This window comes from Thermomonas sp. LB-4 (assembly GCF_036409385.1).
In the GTDB taxonomy this organism is placed as follows: Bacteria; Pseudomonadota; Gammaproteobacteria; order Xanthomonadales; family Xanthomonadaceae; genus Thermomonas.
Map to the genome: position 1 here is coordinate 16006 of NZ_JAXOFT010000011.1, position 22120 is coordinate 38125.

14 protein-coding genes are annotated in these 22120 nt (G+C 70.1%); 10 read left to right on the forward strand and 4 right to left on the reverse strand.

Going from position 1 to position 22120, the window contains the following annotated elements; all coding sequences use genetic code 11:
- Positions 1-22 precede the first annotated feature (22 nt).
- The 9 genes from zipA to pbpC all read left to right on the forward strand — a co-directional run bounded on the left by zipA (position 23) and on the right by pbpC (position 18365).
- On the forward strand, positions 23-739 hold the full coding sequence (zipA, locus tag SPK54_RS08980; protein ID WP_330947567.1) for a cell division protein ZipA: 717 nt from the start codon (positions 23-25) through the stop codon (positions 737-739).
- 439 nt (positions 740-1178) lie between these two features.
- Positions 1179-3521, forward strand: coding sequence for an NAD-dependent DNA ligase LigA (gene ligA, locus SPK54_RS08985; RefSeq protein ID WP_330947568.1), 2343 nt, complete (start codon positions 1179-1181; stop codon positions 3519-3521).
- Positions 3522-3717: 196 nt separating this feature from the next.
- On the forward strand, positions 3718-4689 hold the full coding sequence (gene epmA, locus SPK54_RS08990; protein ID WP_330947569.1) for an EF-P lysine aminoacylase EpmA: 972 nt from the start codon (positions 3718-3720) through the stop codon (positions 4687-4689).
- A 148-nt stretch (positions 4690-4837) separates the two neighbouring features.
- Complete coding sequence (locus SPK54_RS08995) at positions 4838-5557, forward strand: DUF3011 domain-containing protein (protein WP_330947570.1); 720 nt, start codon at positions 4838-4840, stop codon at positions 5555-5557.
- Between the two features lie 68 nt (positions 5558-5625).
- On the forward strand, positions 5626-6693 hold the full coding sequence (mtnA, locus tag SPK54_RS09000; RefSeq protein ID WP_330947571.1) for an S-methyl-5-thioribose-1-phosphate isomerase: 1068 nt from the start codon (positions 5626-5628) through the stop codon (positions 6691-6693).
- 297 nt (positions 6694-6990) lie between these two features.
- Positions 6991-9570, forward strand: a complete 2580-nt coding sequence (gene gyrA / locus SPK54_RS09005; RefSeq protein ID WP_330947572.1) for a DNA gyrase subunit A — start codon at positions 6991-6993, stop codon at positions 9568-9570.
- Between the two features lie 173 nt (positions 9571-9743).
- Complete coding sequence (locus tag SPK54_RS09010) at positions 9744-10805, forward strand: HDOD domain-containing protein (RefSeq protein ID WP_330947573.1); 1062 nt, start codon at positions 9744-9746, stop codon at positions 10803-10805.
- A 99-nt stretch (positions 10806-10904) separates the two neighbouring features.
- A complete protein-coding gene (locus SPK54_RS09015; protein WP_330947610.1) occupies positions 10905-15854 on the forward strand; it encodes an alpha-2-macroglobulin in 4950 nt (1649 codons plus the stop codon).
- Between the two features lie 93 nt (positions 15855-15947).
- A complete protein-coding gene (gene pbpC, locus SPK54_RS09020) occupies positions 15948-18365 on the forward strand; it encodes a penicillin-binding protein 1C (RefSeq protein WP_330947611.1) in 2418 nt (805 codons plus the stop codon).
- Between the two features lie 74 nt (positions 18366-18439).
- Here the strand turns inward: pbpC and SPK54_RS09025 are convergent, their stop codons facing one another.
- The gene (locus tag SPK54_RS09025; RefSeq protein ID WP_330947574.1) at positions 18440-18922 is read right to left on the reverse strand and encodes a peroxiredoxin; all 483 of its coding nucleotides are present in this window, start codon (positions 18920-18922) and stop codon (positions 18440-18442) included.
- 103 nt (positions 18923-19025) lie between these two features.
- Here SPK54_RS09025 and SPK54_RS09030 point away from each other — a divergent pair, with 103 nt between their 5' ends.
- Positions 19026-19931, forward strand: a complete 906-nt coding sequence (locus SPK54_RS09030) for a DnaJ C-terminal domain-containing protein (RefSeq protein WP_330947575.1) — start codon at positions 19026-19028, stop codon at positions 19929-19931.
- A gap of 105 nt (positions 19932-20036) precedes the next feature.
- On the opposite strand, the gene pilH is transcribed toward SPK54_RS09030, so the two are convergent.
- Genes pilH through SPK54_RS09045 form a run of 3 tightly spaced genes read right to left on the reverse strand, consistent with a single transcriptional unit; the run spans position 20037 to position 22088 of the window.
- The gene (gene pilH / locus SPK54_RS09035; RefSeq protein WP_190281261.1) at positions 20037-20417 is read right to left on the reverse strand and encodes a twitching motility response regulator PilH; all 381 of its coding nucleotides are present in this window, start codon (positions 20415-20417) and stop codon (positions 20037-20039) included.
- Positions 20418-20475: 58 nt separating this feature from the next.
- Positions 20476-21480, reverse strand: coding sequence for a YhdH/YhfP family quinone oxidoreductase (locus tag SPK54_RS09040; RefSeq protein ID WP_330947576.1), 1005 nt, complete (start codon positions 21478-21480; stop codon positions 20476-20478).
- A complete protein-coding gene (locus SPK54_RS09045; RefSeq protein ID WP_330947577.1) occupies positions 21477-22088 on the reverse strand; it encodes a TIGR00730 family Rossman fold protein in 612 nt (203 codons plus the stop codon). Before SPK54_RS09045 ends, SPK54_RS09040 begins: the two co-directional genes overlap by 4 nt.
- Between the last annotated feature and the right edge of the window lie 32 nt (positions 22089-22120).

Below are 22120 nucleotides of genomic sequence, written 5' to 3' on the forward strand. Positions count from 1 at the left end.
CCCGTTCCATGGAGACTGCCTGATGTCGGACATGACCCTGCTCCGGATTGGCATCGCGGTGGCGATGTCGCTGTTGCTCGGCGCGATCATCTTCTTCGGCCGCAGCCGCAAGGACGGGCAGGGCCGCCGCCTGCCGCGCGAGGCGACGCGCGATGCCGCGGCGCGGGCCGAGCCTTCGCTGGGCGAGCAGCTGGCCGACAGCTGGGGCCAGGGCGAGGCCGAACAGGAAGAGCTTCCGTTGGCTGCCGACGCCCCGCCGAGCGAGCTTGGCCGGCGCCCCGTCGACCAGTTCGACCGCATCATCTCGCTGTACGTCGCGGCCAAGGCCGGCAGCAAGCTGCGCGGGTCCGACATCGTGGTGGCCGCGGAAAAGGCCGGCCTGACCTTCGGCTACATGGATGTCTTCCACCGCCTGGTGGACGGCCGTCCGGAGGCGGGGCCGATCTTCAGCGTGGCCAACATCATCAAGCCCGGCAGCTTCGACATGACCCGCATCGCCGAAGTCGAAACCCCGGCGATCGCCTTCTTCCTCACCCTGCCGGCGCCGGTGCCCGCGCTGGATGCCTGGGAAACCATGGAGCCGGCGGCGCAGCGCATGGCCGACTTGCTGGACGGCGTGGTGCTGGACGAGGAGCGCAGCGCGCTGGGCCGCCAGCGCATCCAGCACATCCGCGACGAGCTGCGCGCCTACGACCGCCAGAACGCCGCGCCGCCACTGGGCCGGACCTCCCGCTGGTAACGCTGCCGCGAAGGCCTGTCCGGGCCGGGTTCCCCGTTGCTGTGGGAACACTCGGCGCAGGAGCAGGTCATGGCTTGGAAGAAGGTCGAGAGCTACAGCTTCGGCTACAAGCCCAGCGACAAGAAGTACTGGCTCTACTACACACTGGAAGGCTCGACGACGATCACCCAGTGTTCCTGAGTCCCACCCAGTTCATCGCCACCGCCGCGCTGTTCAACTTCGGCGGCGCGATCAGCGACGAGACCACGGGCGGGTATTTTTCCAGCGCGCCGCGTACGCCTTGAGTCGATCACGCCGGCGGCCCGGCCCTTCCGGGCGTGCCGCTGCTGCGGTCGCAGGCGGCTGCGTCGGGTTGCACGGCCGGCGGCGCGGCGGTCCCCGCCGTGCAGGCTCGCGCCGCGGCCCGCCGGCCTCGCCCGGCCAACGCTAAAATCCGGCCATGACCGCCCCCCTTGCCGCCCGCGCCGCCGCGCTGCGAAAGAAGCTGGAAGACGCCAGCTACCGTTATCACGTCCTCGATGCGCCGGACATCCCGGATGCCGAATACGACCGGCTGCTGCGCGAGCTGGAGGAACTGGAGGCCGCGCATCCCGAGCTGGCGACGCCCGACTCGCCTACCCGGCGCGTCGGCAATGCGCCGTCGGGCAGGTTCGCGGAAGTCCACCATGCCATCCCGATGCTCTCGCTGGGCAATGCCTTCAGCGAGGAGGAGGTGCGGGACTTCGTGCGCCGCATCGACGAGACACTGGACCGCGGCGAACTGGTTTTTTCCGCCGAGCCCAAGCTCGATGGCCTGGCGATCAGCCTGCGTTACGAACAGGGCGTGTTCGTGCAGGGCGCCACCCGCGGCGACGGCGCCAGCGGCGAGGACGTGACCGCGAACCTGCGCACGGTGAAGGCGATCCCGTTGAAGTTGCGCGGCACCGGCTGGCCGGCAGTGCTGGAAGTGCGTGGCGAGGTCTACATGCCCCGCGCCGACTTCGAGAAATACAACGAACACGCGCGGCTGCACGGCGGCAAGGTGCTGGCCAACCCGCGCAACGGCGCCGCCGGCTCGCTGCGCCAGCTCGACCCGGCCGTTACGGCGCAGCGGCCACTGAGCTTCTTCGCCTACGGCATCGGGCTGGTGGAGGACGGGGCGCTGCCGCCCACCCATTCGGCCACCCTGGCCCTGCTGCGCGAATGGGGGTTCCCGGTCAGCGACCTGGCCACGGTGGTGAGCGGCGTCGATGGCCTGCTGGCCTATTACCAGCGCATCGGCGCGGCCCGCGACGGCCTGGCCTTCGACATCGACGGCGTGGTCTACAAGCTCGACGACTACGCGGGACAGCGCGAGCTCGGCTTCGTTTCACGCGCGCCGCGCTGGGCCATCGCGCACAAGTTCCCGGCCCAGGAGCAGATGACGGTGCTGGAGTCGATCGAAGTCAACGTCGGCCGCACCGGCGCGGTAACGCCGTGGGCGCTGATGAAGCCGGTGCAGGTCGGCGGCGTCACCGTCACCCGCGCCACCCTGCACAACGCGGACCACGTGGCGCGGCTGGACGTGCGCAATGGCGATACCGTGATCGTGCGTCGCGCCGGCGACGTGATTCCGGAAGTGGTGCAGGTGGTGCTGGACCAGCGCCCGCCGGGCACGCAGCCGTGGTCGATGCCGGTGCGCTGCCCCGTTTGCGGCGCGGAGGTGGTGCGCGAAGAGGGGGCCGCGGTGTGGCGCTGCTCGGGTGAACTGAGTTGCCCGGCGCAACGTGTGCAGGCTGTGTTCCACTTCGCTTCGCGCCGCGCGATGGACATCGACGGCCTCGGCGAGCGCTACATCGAATCGTTGGCCGAATTCGGATACCTGCAGGACGTGTCCGACCTCTACGGGCTCACCCTCGACGACCTGCTGGAGATGAAGCGCCGCGCCGACGAGCGCGAGGGCGCCACGCCCGAGACAGTGAAAGCCGGCAAGATCGCGACCAAATGGGCCGACAACCTGATCGAGGCGATCGACCGCAGCCGCGAGACGACATTGGCCCGCTTCCTGTACGCGCTCGGCATCGAACACGTCGGCGAAAGCACCGCCAAGGCATTAGCGCAGTGGTTCGGCGACCTTGAGCTGATCCGCCACCTGCCCTGGCCGCTGTTCAAGCGCGTGCCCGACATCGGTGGCGAAGTCGCGCGCGCGCTGGGCCACTTCTTCGACCAGCCCGGCAACCAGCAGGTGATCGATCGGCTGCTGGCGCGCGGCGTGCGCATCGACGATGCGCATGCGCCCAGCCCCAAGCTGGGTGATGCGCTGACGCTGGCCACGCTGCTGGCGGACCTGGAGATTCCCAGGCTCACCGATTTGCGTGCGGCCCAGCTTGGCAGTGCGTTTGCGGACGCGCAGGCCTTGCTGGATGCGCCGGCGCACAATCTGGTCACCGCTGGCCTGCCCGCGGATACCGCGGCCGCTCTGGTGGCGTGGCTGGAGGAAGAGGCCAACGCCGCGCTGCTGCTGCGCAGCGCGCAGGCGCAGGCGCAACTGCGTGCGCGGCTGCCCGCTCGCGGCGAACAGGCCGCCGGGCCGCTGGAAGGCAAGACCGTGGTGCTGACCGGCACGCTGGCGTCGATGGGGCGGGACGAGGCCAAGGAGAAGCTCGAAGCGCTGGGCGCCAAGGCGGCGGGCAGCGTGTCGAAGAAGACCTCGTTCGTGGTCGCGGGCAGCGAGGCAGGCTCGAAGCTGGCCAAGGCGGAGGAGCTCGGTATCGAAGTCTGGGACGAGGCAAGGCTGCTGGCGTTCCTGGCGCAGCACGCATGACTGCGTCAGAGCCCGCTCTTGCCCGTCATTCCCGCAAAGGCGCGCAGCGCTTCGCAGCCCTTGTGGTTTCGTATCCGGCTTTTGCTTTCCAGGCACTACATCAAGCACTGGAATGGACAGACCTTCGTCTGTCGGCAGCGGCCCGCCTTCTCGGGAATGACTGGCCGGGGCATTGCCAGGGCGAACGGGACAGGCCATGACGGATTGGCAACCGACCGCCACGTTCGATGCGCTCCGCCTGCGCGCCGGCTTCAACCGCCTCGTGCGCGAGTTCTTCCACGCGCGCGACGTGCTGGAAGTGGAAACCCCGGTGATGTCGCTGGCCGGCAATACCGAGCCCAACATCGCCTCGTTCGCGCTGGAGTTCTCCGGCCGCACCGACGGCGCGCCGCGCAGGCGCTGGTTGCGCACCTCGCCGGAATTCGCGCTCAAGCGCCTGCTGGCGGCCGGCATCGGCGACTGCTACGAGCTGGGCCGGGTGTTCCGCGACGGCGAAGCCGGCGGTCGCCACAATCCCGAGTTCACCATGCTGGAGTGGTACCGGATCGGCTGGGATCACCTGCGCCTGCTCGACGAAACCGTGGCGCTGGTTCGCGCGGCGCTGGCGCTGGTCGGGCGCGATGCCGCGCCGGTGGTCACCACCTTCCGCGACCTGTACTGGCGGCAGCTGCAGCTGGATCCCTTGACCGCGGACATCCAGACCCTGCGCAGCGCGCTGGGCGAAGTGCGCATCGATCCGGACGGGCTGACCCGCGACGACTGGCTGGATTTGTTGATGACCCATCGGTTGCAGCCGCTGTTCGGTGACGACGTGTTGCTGGCGGTGCACGACTGGCCGGCATCGCAGGCGGCGCTGGCGCGCATCCGCGATGGCGACCCGCCGGTGGCCGAGCGTTTCGAGCTGTACCTGGGTCCGCTGGAACTGGCGAACGGTTACCACGAACTGTGCGATGCGGGCGAGCAGCGGACCCGTTTCGAGCGCGATGGCTTGGTGCGCGCGCAGCGCCGCCTGCCGTCGATCCCGATGGATGCGGCGCTGCTGGCCGCGCTGGAGCAGGGCCTGCCTGCCTGCGCCGGGGTGGCACTGGGCGTGGATCGGCTGTTGATGGCGTTGTTGGGCACGCCGCGGATCGCCGACGTGCTGGCCTTCGATTTCGCCAGCGCCTGACTCCCGCGGTGGAGAAATGCCGCAATCTGAATGCGTCGTGTCCGCGTGCGCGCCGGACGCGTTATTTTTGCCTGCGGTTAATCCGGCACGCCTACAGTCGGAACCGTGGATCGCGCCCATGCCGGGCCGAGGAAGGAGGAGCCAGACCATGCGTAGCCAGCTTGTCATTGCCGCCGCCCTGTTCGCCGCCTCCGCCGCGGCGCCGGCGGCCGCCCAGTACTACGGTGGCGACGGCTACCGCGACGACATCGTTCGCTGTGAATCGAACGACGGCCGGACCCGCGAGTGCCCGATCGACGGCGGTCGCGTGCTGCTCGAGCGGCAGCTATCGCGGGCGTCGTGCATCGAAGGCCGCAGCTGGGGTTACGGCCGCGGCAGCGTGTGGGTTGCGCAGGGCTGCCGCGCCGATTTCCGGGTGATCGGCCGGGGCGGCTACGGTCCCGGCAACGGGCAGGGCTACGGCAATATCGTGCGCTGCGATTCCGACGACGGCCGCTACAACCGCTGCGCGTTCCCGGGCGGCGGCCGCGCAGAACTGGTGCGCCAGGTGTCGCGCGCGGCCTGCGTCGAGGGGCGCAGCTGGGGCTCGGACCGCGGCAGCGTGTGGGTGTCGCAAGGCTGCCGCGGCGAGTTCGCGGTGCGCCGCGGCGGCGGCTGGAATCGCCCGGATTACGGTTATGGCGGCCGCGTGTTCCGCTGCGAATCCAACGATGGGCGCTACGTCGAATGCGCGGCCAATACGCGCGCCGGCATCCAGCTGGTCCGCCAGCTGTCGCGCGCCCCCTGCATCGAGGGCCGCAGCTGGGGCTATGGCCGCGCGGGCATCTGGGTGGCGCAGGGTTGCCGCGCCGAATTCCGCAGCTTCTGACCAAGCGCGCGGGTGACGGCATCGCGGGGTGCGCAGGTGCCCCGCGATGGCCGTGGTTAAATGCGCGCATGAACGATTCTTTCATCGATTACGACCGCTACGACCACGTTCGTCCGATCCGCTGGACCGGCGAAACGCTGGAACTGCTGGACCAGCGCGTGCTGCCGTTCACCGTGGTCCACGAGATCTGCCGCAGCAGCGACGAGGTGGCCGACGCGATCCGCGCGCTGACCGTGCGCGGTGCGCCGGCCATCGGCATTGCCGCGGCCTGGGGCGTGGTGCTGGCCGGCCGCGGCCTGGAGACGGCCGATGCCGCCGAAGCCTCGCGCCTGCTGGAGCCCGCGATCCAGCGCCTCAATGCAGCGCGCCCCACCGCGGTCAACCTGGCCTGGGCGCTGGCCCGCATGGCGAACGCGCTGGCCGCGCTGGACCCGGGCGACGACTGGCGCGCGGCGCTGGAGAGCGAAGCGCTTGCCATCGAAACCGAAGACCTGGCCGCCAACCGGGCGATGGGGCGCGCCGGCGCCGCGCTGATCGCACCCGGCAGCGGCGTGCTGACCCATTGCAATACAGGCTCGCTGGCGACCGCCGGCTTCGGCACCGCGCTGGGCGTGATCCGCGCGGGCGTGGCCGACGGCCGCATCGCGCGCGTGTTCGCCACCGAAACCCGCCCCTGGAACCAGGGCGCGCGCTTGACCGTGTGGGAGCTGGCGCAGGACGGCATCGATGCCACCCTGATCGCCGACGCCGCCGCCTCGCACCTGATGAAGACCGGGCAGGTGCAATGGGTGGTGGTCGGTGCCGATCGCATCTGTGCGAACGGCGACACCGCCAACAAGATCGGCACCTACCAGCTCGCCATCGCGGCGAAGCACCACGGAGTCAGGTTCATGGTGGTGGCGCCGTCCTCCACCGTGGACATGGCCACCGCGTCGGGCGACCTGATCGAGATCGAGGAGCGCGATCCGGCCGAGCTGCTGTCGTTCCGCGGCAAGCGCGTGGTGGCCGACGGCGTGCATGCGTGGAATCCGGTGTTCGACGTCGCCCCGCATGCGCTGATCGACGCCATCGTCACCGAGAAGGGCGTGCTCGAACGTCCCGACGCGGCGCGCATGCGGGCGGTGTTCGGCGGCTGAGACAGCGGTCGCGCGCCGCGCCTGCGTGCGTGGCGAAGGCGTGGCCTCCTTTGCCGCGCAAGTATTCCCGCATGCCTGCCCGCCGCCGCCGGAAATGCGGCCGCAGCGCCACGCGGGGTTCGCTGGAGGCCGCGCAACTGCTTGATTTCCGATGGAATCGGGGTGCTTTCGGGGCCCCCGGGTGGTATGATTTCACGTTGCTGAAATTCCCGCCGGACGCGCTTGCGGAACCTGATTCCGCTGGCCGCCTGCGGGCCGAAATTCACGCCAGGCACCACCACGAGAAACGGACGCACGATGGCCGAATCCGCCAAGGAAATCATCCCCGTCAAGCTGGAAGACGAGATGCGCCGCAGCTACCTCGATTACGCCATGAGCGTGATCGTGGGGCGCGCGCTCCCGGACGTCCGCGATGGCCTGAAGCCGGTGCATCGCCGCGTGCTGTTCGCGATGAACGAACTGGGCGCGCACAGCAACAAGCCGTACTACAAGTCGGCGCGCATCGTCGGTGACGTGATCGGTAAGTACCACCCGCACGGCGACCAGTCGGTGTACGACACCCTGGTGCGCATGGCGCAGCCGTTCTCGCTGCGCTACCTGCTGGTGGACGGGCAGGGCAACTTCGGTTCGGTCGACGGCGACAGCGCCGCGGCGATGCGTTACACCGAGGCGCGGATGTCGCGGCTCAGCCACGAGCTGATGGCGGACATCGACAAGGACACCGTCGATTTCCAGCCGAATTACGACGAGAAGGAACTCGAACCCACGGTCATGCCGACCCGGTTCCCGAACCTGCTGGTCAACGGCTCGGCCGGCATCGCGGTGGGCATGGCCACCAACATCCCGCCGCACAACCTCGGCGAGGTGGTGGACGCGCTGCTGGCGCTGATCGACGACCCGCAGATCGACATCGACGGGCTGATGGAATACATCCCCGGCCCGGATTTCCCCACCGCCGGCATCATCAACGGCGTCGGTGGCATCCACGTGGCCTACCGCACCGGCAAGGGCCGGGTGCGCATGCGCGCCAAGGCCGAGGTGGAAGTGGCCGACAACGGCCGCGAATCGATCATCGTCACCGAAATCCCCTACCAGGTGAACAAGGCGCGGCTGATCGAGAAGATCGCCGAGCTGGTGAAGGAGAAGAAGCTCGAGGGCATCAGCGAGCTGCGCGACGAGTCCGACAAGGACGGCATGCGCATCTACATCGAGGTCAAGCGCGGCGAATCCGCCGAGGTGGTGCTGAACAACCTCTACGCGCAGACCCAGATGGAGTCGGTGTTCGGCATCAACATGGTGGCGCTGGTCGATGGCCGACCGCGGCTGCTGAACCTCAAGCAGATCCTCGAGGCCTTCGTCCGCCACCGCCGCGAAGTGGTGACCCGCCGGACCATCTTCGAGCTGCGCAAGGCGCGCGCCCGCGCGCACATCCTCGAAGGCCTGACCGTCGCGCTGGCCAACATCGACGAGATGATCGAGCTGATCAAGACCTCGGAGAACCCGGGCGTGGCCCGCGAGCGCATGCTGGCGCGGCGCTGGCAGCCGGGGTTGGTGGGCGCGCTGCTGGCCGCCACCGGCGCCGAGGCGAGCCGGCCCGAGGACTTGCCTGCCGGCGTGGGCCTGTTAGCGGATGGCTACCAGCTCACCGAAACCCAGGCCCAGCAGATCCTGGAGATGCGCCTGCACCGCCTGACCGGGCTGGAGCAGGAGAAGCTGACCGACGAATACCGCCAGCTGCTGGAGGAGATCGCCGGGCTGATCCTCATCCTGGAAAACCCGGACGTACTGCTGGAGAAGATCCGCGAGGAGTTGCGCGCACTCAAGTCGGAGTACAACGACCCGCGCCGCAGCGAGATCCGCGCCTCCGAGGAAGATCTCGACATCCTCGACCTGATCGCGCCGGAAGACGTGGTGGTCACGCTGTCGCACGCCGGCTATGCCAAGCGCCAGCCGGCCACCACCTATCGCGCGCAGAAGCGCGGCGGCAAGGGGCGCAACGCGGCGGCGACCAAGGACGAGGATTTCATCGACCAGCTGTGGCTGGTCAACACCCACGACACCCTGCTCACCTTCACCAGCCACGGCCGCGTGTTCTGGCTGCCGGTGTACCAGCTACCGGAGGCGGGGCCGAACGCGCGCGGTCGCCCGATCATCAACTGGATTCCGCTGGAAGCGGGCGAGAAGGTGCAGGCGGTGCAGCCGGTGCGCGAGTACGAGGACGGCAAGTACGTGTTCTTCGCCACCCGCAACGGCACGGTGAAGAAGACCCCGCTGACCGAATACGCCTTCAAGCTGGCGCGCGGCAAGATCGCCATCAACCTGGCCGAGGGCGACGCGCTGGTGAACGCGGAACTGTCCGACGGCACCCGCGACATCATGCTGTTCGCCAGCAACGGCAAGGCTGTGCGTTTCGCCGGCGACAGCGTGCGCCCGATGGGCCGTACCGCCACCGGCGTGCGCGGCATGAAGCTGGCCGAGGGCGAGGAAGTGCGCAGCCTGATCGTGGTGGACGGCGAGGGCGACATCCTCACCGCCAGCGAGCGTGGCTTCGGCAAGCGCACGCCGGTCGAGGAGTTCCCGAAGAAGGGCCGCGGCACCCAGGGCGTGATCGCGCTCAAGACCAATGACCGCAACGGCGCGCTGGTCGGCGCGATCCAGCTGACCGAGCGCCATGACGTGCTGTTGATTTCCGACGGCGGCACCTTGGTGCGCACCCGCGCCGCGGAGATCGCGCAGGTCGGTCGCAACACCCAGGGCGTGACCCTGATGCGGCTGGCGGCGGACGAGAAGCTGCAGGCGATCGAGCGCCTGGACGCGACCCTGGACGCGGACGCCGAAGGCGCCGAAGCCGAGGGCGCGCAAGACGGCGCCCCCTGAGCCGGACTGGCACGGCAATCGCCCGGTCGGCGCGCGGATGCCATTTCCGCGCCGACATCGGCTAGCCTGTCCCCGTCCCCTGCAGGAAGCGGCGGGATGTGGGACGGGGAACACGCTCGGCGGAGTCGCGGATGGATGCTCTTGTAGGGATGGCGATAGCAGGCGCAGTAGCCGTGTTGGCCGGGATCGGCGCATGGTGGTACTACCGTGCGGAAGCGGCGGACGCGCGCCCGGCGCGCGCGCCTGCGGACGCGCAGGAGTCCGACGAGGACTGGGCGCCGGCCGCGGTGGATGAAACCGCCGACCCGGGCATTCCGCGCGGGCGTGCGCTGGTGCGCGAGCTGTACGCGCTGGCAGTGGATGCCCGCGGCACGGCATCGGCACCGCCGGCCGATACCGCCGCCGCACACGCGGCGATCGCCGCGGCCTGCGCCAACCTGCTGTCGCGGACCCAGTTCCAGGCCCGGCACATGCCGCGCCGGCCCTACCTGCTGCCCAAGCTGATGCGGGCGATCAACGACCCCGACGTATCACTGGAGCACATCGCGCGCATCGTCAGCGAAGACCCGGCGCTGTCGGCCAACCTGCTGCGCATCGCCAACAGCCCGTTCTACCGGATCCAGGAGAAGCCGGTGGAAAGCCTGATGCGGGCCGCCACCCTGCTCGGGCTGGACGGGCTGCGGCCGGTGATCGCAGCCGCGCTGGTGCAGCCGGTGATGCAGACCGGCGACGGCCCGTTCGGCCGGCTGCCCGGGGTGATCTGGGAACACACCCAGCTGACCGCGGACGTGGCGTCCGGCATGATCCGCGGCGGCCGCGGCGAAGAGGATTCGTTCGCCGCGCAGATGGTGGGGCTGCTGCACGGACTGGGGGCGATCATGGTGGCGCAGGTGCTGCGCGACAACTACGCCCTGCATCCCCACCTGCCGCCGGACCCACGCACCGTTGCGCGCGTGCTGGATGAGCAGACGGCGCCGATAGCGCACCGCATCGCGGTGTCGTGGGAGTTGTCCGAGCGGATCGGTACCGCGCTTGATGCGCAGCGATCGGATGCGATGCCCGCCGATCCGCTGGGGCGTGCGCTGCGTGCCGGCAGGCTTGCGGCGGCCTTGGCGATGCTGAGCCGGCAGGGCAGCTTCAGCCGCGACCAAGGATTGGCGATGCTGGAAGCCTGGGCCGAAAGCCGCCACGTGCAGGCGGATTTCGCCGGCATGTGGTCGCGCCTGCTGGTCTGAACCGCCGCCTCGCGGTGGGCGTCGTGGATCCCGCGCTCCCGCATGCACCGCCATGCTGGCGTCCTATACTCGGCCCGATCCCACGGAATGGACGTCGCGATGATGCGTGCATGGACCCCTGTGCCCGGGCGCCTGCTGGCGCTGCTGCTGATTGTCCTGCTGGCCACGGGGCCTGCCGGCTGCAAGCGCGATCCGGACGGCCAATTGCCGGCCCCCAGTGGCGAGGCGATCAAAGCCGAACGCGCGGAGATCAAGGGTTTCGCGGTGGCGCGCGTCTGGCCCGACCAGCGCCCGGACGGGCTGGCGGTGGCGGTTGAGTTCTCGCGCCCGCTGGTGGGCACGCAGGACTTCGACAAGCTGCTGGTGATCGATGCCAAGGGTGACGGCCAGAGCGGCTGGGCGCTCTCTGACGACGGCAAGACCCTGCGTTTTCCCTACGTCGAAGCCAACAGGCACTACACCTTGCGGATTGCCGCCGCGCTGACCGCCGCCGACGGCAGCAAGCTGGGCAAGGATCTGGAGCTGAAGGTGTTCACCGGCGAGCTGGAACCCGCCGTGGGCTTCGCCTCGCAGGGCAGCGTGATCCCGGCGAAGGAGTCGCGCGGGCTGCCGGTGGTGTCGGTGAACGTGGATGAAGTGGACGTGGAATTCCTGCGCGTGCGCGAAGACGCACTACCGAAGTTCTTCGCCGACTACCAGCGCGGCGGCCGCCGCGGCAGCTGGGAACTGGATCCCTCCTGGTACGACCCCGACGACGCCGACAGCCGCGCGCCGATCGGCAAGCTGGCCGAACCGGTGTACCTCAACCGCTTCGTGCTGGGCGGCGCGCGCAACGAGCGCGTGCTGACCTACCTGCCGCTGCAGGACATCGCCGAGCTGCAGAAGCCCGGCCTGTACTTCGCGGTGATGAAGAAGACCGGCAGCTTCCGGGGCGAGTTCGAGGTTGCCTTCTTCAGCGTCAGCGACATCGGCCTGCACGCGCGTGCCTACAAGGACAAGCTGTTCGTGCACACCGCCTCGCTGGCCAGCGGCGACGGCCTTGCCAACGTCGAGCTGCGGGTGCTGGACGCGCGCGGCCAGCCGGTGTTCAAGGGCAGCACCGACGGCAACGGCAACGCCCTGCTCGACTACCGGCTGGACGCGGGGCATGTGCTCACCGCGCTGCGCGGCAAGGACATGTCGATGCTGCCGTTCAACCAGCCCGCGCTGGACCTGTCCGAGTTCGCGGTGGCTGGGCGCGAGCAGGCCTGGTTCGACGTGTTCGCCTGGTCGGGCCGCGACCTCTACCGCCCCGGCGAAACCGTGCGCGTCTCCGCGCTGCTGCGCGACTTCGATGGCCGGCCGGTGCAGGCAAAGGGCGGCAAGTCGCAATCCCTGTTCGTCCGCCTGAGGCAGCCGGATGGCAGGACCTTCGTCGAATCGAAGCTGGAGCCCGGCGCGCAGGGCTATTTCCGTTTCGAGAAGGCCATCCCCGCCGAAGCCCCCACCGGCCGCTGGCAGGTGGAGTTCCGCACGGACCCGGCCAGCAAGGAGGCGGTGCAGGGCATGAGCCTGCGCATCGAGGAATTCCTGCCCGAGCGGATGAAGCTGGACCTGGACAGCGCGGCGCCGATCCTGCGCCCCGGCCAGCCGCTGGCGCTGCACGCCAAGGGCGCCTATCTGTATGGAGCCCCGGCCTCAGGCAACCGCTTCACCGCGAAGCTGGCGGTCAGGGTGGACCAGCATCCGCTGGAAAACCTGAAGGGCTGGTTCTTCGGCGATCCCACCGTGGCCCTGCCGAAGCAGGCCGCGGACGCCATCGATGCCGAGCTGGATGCGAAAGGCGAGCTGCGCAAGGACATCCCCCTGCCCGAAGACGTGAAGGGCAACACGCCGGTGCAGGCCATCGTCTCCGCCAGCCTGTTCGAATCCGGTGGCCGCAGCGTCAATCGCAGCCTTGCGCGTACCCTGTGGCCGGCCGATGCGCTGGTCGGCGTGCGCCCGCTGTTCGACGACGAGGACGGCGCCGACGCCAATGCCAGCGCCGGGTTCGAGCTGATGCGCTACGGCAGCGACGGCCGGCCGCGGCCGGCCGCCGGGCTGAAGGTGTCGCTGGTGCGCGAACTCCGCGACTACCACTGGACCCACGACGAGGACAGCGGCTGGCGCCACGATTTCACCCGCCGATTCCAGACGGTGGAGACGCGCAGTGTCGACGCCGGCGCCACCGCGACCCGCATCGACTTCCCGGTGGAATGGGGCGATTACCGGCTGGAGGTGTTCGATCCGGCGACGAAGTTGACCATGCGCTATCCGTTCCGCGCCGGCTGGGGCTGGGGCGACGAGAACCGCGGACTGGACGCGCGCCCCGACAAGGTCAAGCTGGCGCTGGACAAGACCGCCTATCGCGCCGGCGAAAAGCTGAAGGTCACCCTGACGCCCCCGCACGCCGGCAAGGGCATGGTGATGGTGGAAAGCGACCGCATGCTGTTCGTGCAGTCGGTGGACGTGAAGCCCGGCACCGTGGTGGAAATCCCGGTGACGCAGGACTGGGAACGCCACGACGTGTACGTGACCGCGCTGGTGTTCCGCGGCGGCAGCGCGGCCAGCAAGATCACCCCGGCGCGCGCGGTGGGCGAGGCGTTCGTGCCGATGGATCGGCGCGAACGCCGCGTCGCTGTGGGCCTTGCGGTGAAGAAGCTGGTGCGCCCGGAGCAGCCGCTGCAGGTCACCGTGAGTGCGCCGGCGCTAGCCGGAAAGACCGCCTACGCCACGGTGTCGGCGGTGGACGTGGGCATCCTCAACATCACCCGCTTCCCGGTCCCCGATGCGGGCGCGCACTTCTTCGCCCAGCGTCGCCTGGGCGTGGATGCCTACGACATCTATGGCCGCGTCATCGAGAGTTTCGACGGCGGCATCGCCAAGCTGCGCTTCGGCGGCGACATGGCGCTGGCCGCGCTGCCGCAGGCGCGCCGACCCACCGCGCGGGTGCAGACGGTGGACCTGTTCGCGGGGCCGGTGCAGCTGGACGCCAGGGGCAATGCGCGGATCGCGCTGCCGGTGCCGGACTTCAATGGCACGCTGCGGGTGTCGGCACTGGTCTATTCCGACATGCAGTACGGCAACCGCGATGCCGAAGTGGTGGTGCGCGCGCCGATCGTCGCCGAGGCCAGCATGCCGCGGGTGATGGCGCCGGGCGACCGCGGCATGGTCAGCCTGGACATCACCAACTTCACCGGCAAGGCCGGTGAGTTCAAGGTGAAGCTGGACGGCATCGGGCCTGCCGCGATCGGCGACGCCAGCCGCACGCTGAAGCTGGGCAGCGAGGCCAAGTCCACGCTGAGCTTCCCGCTCACCGCGCAGGACGGTTATGGCGTTGCCCAGGTGCGGGTGCGGGTGGACGGCAACGGCTTCAAGGTGGACCGGAAATACGACCTGCCGGTGCGCGCGGCATGGCCGCAGGTGCTGCGCTCGCGCACGCAGGTGCTGGGGGCGGGCGAGGCGGCGTCCATGGATGCCGGCCTTGCCGAGGGGCTGCTGCCGGGCTCGGTGCGCGCGCGCATGCTGGTCAGCGCGCTGCCGCCGATCCCGTTCGGCGCCGCGCTGAAGGGCGCGCTGGACTATCCCTATGGCTGCGCCGAGCAGACCGCCAGCAAGGGTTATGCGGCGCTGGCGCTGGATGCGGAAACGGCCCGGCGCTTCGGCGTGGCGGGGCTGGACGCCGGCAAGCGGCGCGCGCGCATGGAGGGTGCGTTCGGGCGGCTGGCCTCGATGCAGGCGGGCAACGGCCACTTCTCGATGTGGGGGGATGACGACAACGTCGATCCGCTGCTGACGCCCTACATCGCCGAATTCCTGCTGGATGCGCGGCAGGGCGGCTTCGTGGTGCCCGAGGCGGTGCTGCAGAAGGCGCTGCAGCGGCTCAGCGAGGACCTGCTGTCGGGCGGCAACGAGTTCTACGGCCGCAGCCACCGCCAGTACCTCAAGTTCGCCTACCAGGCGCATGCCGGCTACGTGCTGGCGCGGGTCAACCGCGCACCGCTCGGCACGCTGCGGGCGCTGTACGACAACGACCGCAAGCAGGCGTTGAAGGGGCTGCCGCTGGTCCACCTCGGGCTGGCGCTGTCGATGCAGGGCGACAAGGCGCGCGGCGGCAAGGCGATTGCCGCCGGCTTCGCCTTCCAGGGCGACCGCCACGACGGGCTGGGCGATTACGGCACGCCGCTGCGCGACCTGGCGCTGATGCTCGCGATGACCCACGAGCGCGGTTACGCCAGCCCGGCCTTCGATGCCAAGGTCATCGAGGTCAGTCGCGAAATTGATGCGCGCCGCCGCGCCTCGCCGTGGTTCTGGCTGAGCACGCAGGAACAGATCGCGCTGGCGCGGCTGGGCAAGGCGCTGTTGATGGACGTGAAGAAGGAAGTGGCCGGCAAGCTGGTCACCGGCGGCACCGAGGAAGCCATCGCCAAGGCGCGCAGCTTCGCCCGCGACGTCGACTACGCCACGCTCGCCAAGGGCCTGCGCTTCCTGCCGGATGGCGAGCCGCCGTTCTACGCCAGCCTGGACGTGGCCGGCGTGCCGCGCGCCGCGCCGGCGCCGGATGCCAGCGTGATCAAGGTCGAGCGCGCGCTGTACGGCACCGACGGCAAGCCGTGGGCGCCACGCCCGTTGAAGGAAGGCGAGGCGCTGATCGTGCGCGTGGCCATCACCGCCGACCGCGACATGCCGGACGCGCTGCTCACCGACCTGCTGCCGGCCGGGCTCGAGATCGAAAACTTCAACCTCGGCGATGCCAAGCAGTGGGCCGACGTCGTCGTGGATGGGATCGGCATCGGCGAGCGCGGCGACAGCGCCAGCCTGCGCCACGAGGAGTTCCGCGACGACCGCTTTGTTGCCGCGCTCAAGCTGGACGCGGGCCGCACCGCCAAGCTGTTCTACCTCGTGCGTGCGGTCACCCCCGGCAACTACACGGTGCCGCCGCCGCTGGTGGAGGACATGTACCGGCCGGCGCTGCGCGGCGTGGGCAGGGCGGTGCCGGCACGGATCACGGTCACCCAGCCTCATCCGTAGGCGCGTCTTTGGCCGCGACCGGACGCTCCGGATCGCGGCCTGGGTCGATAGGGGCCGAGGCCCTAGCGATAGGGAACGATTTCTTTCGTGGAGATGCAGGGAGTGGAACAAGGCGTCAGTGGCGAGCAAGTCCGTTCCCGCCTCACAGCGCTACGTCCGCTCTTGCCTTTCCTGCGCTGGGGCACTGCCGCCCTGCTGCTGGCGCTGCTGATCCTCGACCGCGCCTTTCCGCTGCCGCTGCCGAAGGCGCGAGATTCCGCCACCGTGGTGACCGCCCGCGACGGCAGCCCGCTGCGCGCGTTCGCCGATGCCGGCGGCGTGTGGCGCTATCCGGCTGCGCCGGAGCAAGTCTCGCCGCTGTACCTGCAGGCCCTGCTGGGCTACGAGGACCGCTGGTTCTGGCGCCATCCCGGCATCAACCCGGTGGCGATGCTGCGCGCCGGCGCGCAGATGCTGGGCAACCGCCGCATCGTCTCCGGCGGTTCCACCCTGACCATGCAGGTGGCGCGGATCATCGATCCCGACCTGCGCGGCGCGCGCACCCGCAGCGCCTCCGGCAAGCTGCGCCAGCTGCTGCGCGCGCTGCAGCTGGAAGCGCACCTGTCCAAGCGCCAGATCCTCACCCTGTACCTGGAGCGCGCGCCGTTCGGCGGCACCATCGAGGGGGTGGAAGCCGCCAGCTGGGCCTATCTGGGCAAGCCGGCCGCGAAGCTGTCGCACGCCGAGGCCGCGCTGCTTGCGGTGCTGCCGCAGGCGCCCAGCCGGCTGCGCCCGGACCGCCATCCGGAAGCGGCGCAGGCGGCCCGCGACAAGCTGCTGGCGCGGATGGCCGCGCGCGGCGTGTGGACGCGCGCGCAGGTGCAGGATGCCCGCGTCGAGAACGTCGTCTCGCGCAGCCTGCGTGCGCCGAAGGAGGCCGCCTTGCTGGCGCAGCGCCTGCACGCCGCGCAGCCGACCGCACGCCGGATCGTCTCCACCCTCGAGCCGGCCCTGCAGCGCGCGCTGGAAGAGCTCGTCACCGCGTACTTCTCCGATCTGCCGCCGCGTACTTCGGCGGCGCTGCTGGTGGTCGACAACGCCACCCTCGAGGCGCGCGCCTACGTCGGCTCGGTCGCCTTCGCCGACAAGGCGCGGCTGGGCCATGTCGACATGGTGCAGGCCTGGCGTTCGCCGGGGTCCACGCTCAAGCCGTTCCTTTACGGGATGGCGCTGGATGGCGGGCTGGTGCATTCGGAGAGCCTGCTGGTGGATGCGCCGCAGTCCTTCGATGGCTACCGGCCGTCCAATTTCGACACCGCCTTCAACGGTCCTGTCGGCGTGGCCGAGGCGCTGCGGCTGTCGCTCAACGTGCCGGCGGTGGATCTGCTGGACCGGGTGGGGCCGGCGCGCTTCGCGGCGCGGCTGGAGCACGCGGGCATCGCGCTGCGCTTTCCGCGCGGGGCGGCGCCGAACCTGTCGATGATCCTGGGTGGCACCGGCGCGCGGCTGGAGGATCTCGTCGGCGCGTTTGCCGCCCTGCAGCGCGGCGGGATCGCGGGGCGGGTGCGCTACACCGGCGATGCGCCGAAGGTGGAGCGTCGCCTGCTGTCGCCCGGTGCGGCCTGGATCGTGCGCGAGATCCTCGCTGCCAATCCGCGCCCCGGCGAGGCCGAAGGCATGTTCGACACCGGCCGGCGGCCGCAGGTCGCATGGAAGACCGGCACCAGCTACGGCTTTCGCGACGCCTGGGCGATCGGCGCCACCCCGCGCTACAGCGTCGGCGTGTGGGTGGGGCGGCCGGACGGCACGCCGCTGCCCGGCCAGTACGGCGCGGTGACCGCGCTGCCGCTGCTGTTCGAAGTGGTCGACAGCCTGCCGCGCGCGCCCGGCGACGCCCGGCGCGTGCCGATGCCGGCCAGCGTGGCGGAAACCGAAATCTGCTGGCCGCTGGGTACCGCCGCCAGTGCGCAGCCGCCGTCGCTGTGCCAGCGCCGACGCGAAGCATGGACGCTGGACGGCGCGGTGCCGCCAACCCTGCCGGAGCGGCAGGCGCGGTTGTGGAGCGCCGGGATCGAGCGTTTCGAGGTGGACGCCGCCAGCGGGCGCCGCTTGTCCGCCGACTGCCGGCGGCCGCACGTGGCGCAAGCGCGGCAGATCGCGCGCTGGCCGGCGCTGGCCACGCCGTGGCTGCCGGCGGCATGGCGTGCCGCGTCAAACCTGCCGCCGCTGGCCGAGGACTGCGCGGATGACGGGCGCGGCGCGCGGGAAACCCTGCGCATCGAAGGCGTCAACGATGGCGCGGTGCTGGCGGTGCCGCCGGGCCGCGACCGCGGCGTGCGCCTCTCGCTGCGCGCGCCGGCGGCCACCACGCGGGTGCAGTGGCTGCTGGATGGGCGCTGGATCGGCGAGACCGACGGCGGCCGGCCCCTGCTGCATGAGCTCACCCGGCCTGGCCGGCACGAGCTTACCGCGCTGGCCGACAGCGGCGCCTGGGACAGCCTGCGTTTCGCGGTCCTGCCGCCGTCCCCGTAGGCGTCCGGATCCAGCCCCTGCCTGCCGGCGCTATCGGTGCCCGTCGCCCGCGGGAGGACCGCAAGGGGCGGGATTCAGCCCGGCAGGCTGGCCAGCACGTTCTCCGCCGACGACACCCGGAACTCACCCGGTGCTTCCACCCACAGGCCCTTGACGACCTCATCCTCGGCGTACAGCGCGAAGCGCTTGCTGCGCACGCCCATGCCGTAGCCGCTGGCGTCCAGCTCCAGCCCCAGCGCGCGGGTGAAATCCGCGTTGCCGTCGGCGAGCATCTTCATGCCCTGCGGCACGCCCTGGCTCCTGCCCCAGGCCTGCATCACGAACGCATCGTTCACCGCCATGCAGGCGACCTCGATGCCCTTGGCGCGGAACGCATCGAACTGCTGGATGAAGCCGGGCAGGTGGCGTTCGGAACAGGTGGGCGTGAACGCGCCCGGCACCGAGAACAGCACCAGCTTGCGGCCGCCGAACAGGGTATGGGTGTCGATCCGGTGCACACCGTTGTCGATGTACTGCAGGATCGACGCGGGAACGTGTTGCCCGACTTGAATCGACATGACCGGACCTCACTTCGACGGGGACACAGTGTAAGGCCAGTGGCTGCGGTTGCGGCGCGCGGTGGGATAATCCCCCGCGGGCAGGCCGCGGTAGGGAGCATCGATGGAATTCAAGGACTACTACGGGATCCTCGGGGTCGAGCCCAGCGCGGGCGAGGCCGAGATCAAGACCGCCTATCGCCGGCTGGCGCGCAAATACCATCCTGACGTCAGCAAGGAGAAGGGCGCCGAGGAAAAGTTCAAGGCGGTCAACGAGGCCTACGAGGCGCTGCGCGACCCGCAGAAGCGCGCGGCCTACGACCAGCTGCGCGCGGGCGGCTACCGCCCAGGCGACGAGATCCGTCCGCCGCCCGGCGGTTTCGGTCGCGGCCCCGGCGGGCAGCCGGACTTCGACTACGACGAGATTTTCGCCGGCGGCGGTGCGGGCGGCGGCTTCTCGGACTTCTTCGAGAACCTGTTCGGCCAGCGCGCGCGCGGCAATGGCGGCGCCCGCGGTGGCCCGCCGGCCGGCGACACCCGGGCCAAGCTGGCGGTGCCGCTGAACGCCGTTTACAACGGCAGCACCGTGCGAATCGGCGTGGCCGGCAAGACGCTGGACGTGCGCGTGCCCAAGGGCGTTCGCCCCGGCCAGGTGATCCGTCTGGCCCGGCAGGGCAACGGTGGCCGCGATCTGCTGCTGGAAGTGGAATACGCCGCCGATCCGCAGTTCGAGGTGGACGGCCGCAACGTGATCCACGTGCTGCCGGTGGCGCCGTGGGAAGCGGCGCTGGGCGCCACCATCAGCGTGCCGACGCTGGGCGGGTCGGTGGAGCTGAAGATCCCCGCCGATTCCGAATCCGGCCGCAAGCTGCGGCTGCGCGGACGCGGGCTGCCCGGCTCCGCCGGGGCGGCGGACGGCGACCAGATCGTGGAGTTGGAAATCCTGGCCCCGAAGGCGCACAACGACGCACAGCGCAAGGCCTACGCGAAGATGCGCGACGCCTTCGGGGACGACTGGCGGCGCGGCTGACGCTGCCTCATTTTTTCGCAGGAGCGCACCGCAGGGGCGCGAACGCTTTCGCGGGATACTGCCAAGAGCATCGCGCCCCTGCGGTGCGCTCCTACGGAGAACGCCCTATGCGGCGCTGGGGCCGGTGGCGATGTACTGGTTGATGACATCGGCCAGTTCGGATTCGCTGAACGGCTTGGTGATGTAGGCCTTGGCCCCCTGGCGCATGCCCCAGACGCGGTCGGTGTCCTGGTCCTTGGTGGTGACCAGGATGACCGGGATGTGCTTGGTGGTGGCTTCGCGGCTGATCGAGCGGGTGGCCTGGAAGCCGTTGAGATTCGGCATCACCACGTCCATGAGGATCAGGTCCGGCAGCTCGCGCTTGGCCGCTTCCACGCCGGCGGCGCCGTCCTCGGCGGTGAGCGCGTCGTGGCCGAGTTTCTCGACGATGCGTCGGATGCTCATCAGCTGGGAGGGCGAATCGTCGACGATCAGGATGCGTGCCATGTGAATCCCCGGGTATGCGGGTCGATTGTAGCCGCAGGCCCGCGGCCTGCAAGCCGGGTCAGGAGACGGGTTGGATGCGCACCAGGGTGCGGCCCAACGCGCCGCCGGCCAGCATGCCCTCGAATACCGGCGGCAATTCCTCCAGGCTGGCCTCGCGGGTGCAGATCGCCCCCAGGTTGTCCGGCTTCCAATCGCCGGCCAGGCGGCGCCAGACCTCGTCGCGGATGTCGCGGGCGGTGCCGGCCGAGGCCACGCCCAGCAGCGAGACCCCGCGGATGATGAAGGGCATGACGGTGGCGTGCAGTTCGGGCGAGGCGGCCAGCCCGCAGCTGGCCACATTGCCGTAGGGGGCGGTCTGGGCGAGCAGGGCGGCCAGCATCGGTCCGCCCACGTTGTCCAGGCCGCCGCCGAAGCGGGCGGACGCCATTGGCGCGGTCGTGGCCAAGGCCTCGCGACCGAGGACCTCGCTGGCGCCGAGCGACTTCAGGTAGTCCGCATGTTCCGGCTTGCCGCTGATCGCGTGCACGTCAAAGCCGGCCTTGCTGAAGATGGCGACCGCCAGCGAGCCCACGCCGCCGGTGGCCCCGGTCACGGCCAGCGGGCCCAGCGCGGAGGTCTGCCTGTTCTCGGTCATCCGCAGCAGCCCCAGCGCTGCCGTGAAGCCGGCGGTGCCGAGGATCATCGCTTCGCGCAGGCTCAGGCCCGCAGGCAGCGGGATGACCCAGCGCGCGTCCAGCCGCGCATATTCCGAATAGCCGCCGTCGCGGGTTTCGGACAGGCCGCTGCCCGTCACCAGCACGGCGTCGCCCTCGCGGAACGCGGAATCGGTGGATGCCACCACATGGCCAGCCACATCGATGCCGCCGACGAGCGGGAAGCGGCGCAGGATCTTGCCTTTGCCGGTGCCGGCCAGCGCGTCCTTGTAGTTGACCGAGGAGTACGCGGTCTTGACCACCACCTCGCCGGGGTTGAGATCGTCCAGCGACACCGTCTCGATGCCGCTGCGGTAGCCGGCGGCGTCGTTGTGGATACGGAAGGCGCGGAACGTCGCCGGCATGGTCATACATCCCCCGAGGTGAGCTTGAGCTGGCTGCGGCGCTTCTCGTCCAGCCATTTGTCGGCCTGCGCCGGAATGTAGCTGCGCATCCAGCCCAGCATCGCGTCGAGGTCGGTGCCGTGCCACATGTCGGCTCGCTGCTCGGGATGCAGGAAGCGCTCGCGCACCATCGTGTCCAGCATCGCCATCAGCGGCTGCCAGAAGCCGTTCACGCCGAGGAAGGCGCAGGGCTTGCGGCCCAGGCCCAGCTGGCGCCAGGTCAGCATCTCGAACATCTCGTCCAGCGTGCCGAAGCCGCCGGGCAGGGCGACGAAGCCGTCGGCCAGTTCGAACATGCGCGCCTTGCGGGTGTGCATGGAGTCGACGACTTCGAGGCGGGTGACGCCCTTGTGGGCGACCTCCCAGTCGACCAGCTGCTGCGGGATCACTCCGATCACTTCGCCGCCACCGGCAAGCACTGCATCGGCCACGATGCCCATCAAGCCAACGTTGCCGCCGCCGTACACCAGCGCGATGCCGTCGCGGGCGAGGCGGGTGCCGAGGTCGCTGGCCAGCGCGGCATAGGCGGGGTCGTTGCCGGCGTTGGAGCCGCAATAGACGCAGAGGGTTTTCATGCGTCGATTATCGCCTGCCGCCAACAAAAACG